Raw genomic sequence first — 576 nt, forward strand, 5'->3', positions numbered from 1 at the left:
AAATATAAGAAAACTGGAGCAGGATATATTTCCCCTCCAGTTTTAGTATAGAGCCTTTTTTTACATTTTGAAAATAATTGAAACCGCTTGAAAAGCACCCTTCACTTAGGTATAATATAAGAGCAGATATAAATCTGAAAATTCATTGTTATAAGGAGATATCAAAATGGATGAACAAGAACAAATCGTAATTAACCTAATTGTAAACAGTGGTAGTGCTCGTAGCTCTGCAATTGAAGCAATTCAATATGCAAAAGCTGGTGACTTAGCAAAAGCTGATGAATCATTACAACAAGCTAAAGAAACAGTAAACGAAGCTCATCATTCTCAAACAGAATTAATTCAAGCTGAAATTCGTGGAGAAAAAGCACCATTAAACTTATTAATGGTACATGCTCAAGACCACTTAATGACTGCTTTGGTAGTTATTGACTTAGCTCAAGAATTTATTGATGTTTACAAAAAAATCGGGTAATTTTACTAGTTAGGTGAATAAATACCATTCCTTTTTGAAGGAGTGGTATTTTTTTACAAAAAAAGACAAAAAAGGCTTTACAAGACAAAAGGGATATGGTA

Annotated in this window: 1 protein-coding gene; it reads left to right on the plus strand. The window is 31.8% G+C overall.

The genetic code is table 11. The annotated features are described in order from the left end of the window. Positions 1 to 166 precede the first annotated feature (166 nt). Complete coding sequence (locus KSU54_RS18610; protein WP_003539662.1) at positions 167 to 475, plus strand: PTS lactose/cellobiose transporter subunit IIA; 309 nt, start codon at positions 167 to 169, stop codon at positions 473 to 475. The last annotated feature ends 101 nt before the right edge of the window (positions 476 to 576 follow it).

Origin of the sequence: Erysipelatoclostridium sp. MSK.23.31 (assembly GCF_019125875.1) — a bacterium.
Classification (GTDB): Bacteria; Bacillota_I; Bacilli_A; order Erysipelotrichales; family Coprobacillaceae; genus Thomasclavelia; species Thomasclavelia ramosa.